We start from the raw sequence: 209 nt of genomic DNA, 5'->3' as shown, positions 1-209 counted from the left end.
AACATTAACGTCACCCTCACTGAGCTTGATGTCAATGAAACGCCTGAGTTCACCCCACCCGTGGGCGAAACCAGCTACAACTTTACGTATTTTGAAAACAGCAGCGACAGCACTGTGATTGGCACTGTGTCTGCCATCGATCCGGAAGGCACGCCAGTGACCTACAGTATCGTCAGCGGCAATGACGACGCTTGGTTTGAGATTGACCC

At 51.7% G+C, this 209-nt stretch carries 1 protein-coding gene; it reads left to right on the top strand.

All coding sequences use genetic code 11. The annotated features are described in order from the left end of the window. A partial coding sequence (locus H5185_RS22715) for a cadherin repeat domain-containing protein (protein ID WP_182743405.1) occupies window positions 1–209 on the top strand: 209 nt, incomplete at both ends.

The organism is Shewanella sp. SG44-6 (assembly GCF_014164185.1).
GTDB classification, from domain to species: domain Bacteria; phylum Pseudomonadota; class Gammaproteobacteria; order Enterobacterales; family Shewanellaceae; genus Shewanella; species Shewanella vesiculosa.
This window is presented reverse-complemented; position numbering and strand designations above follow the sequence as displayed.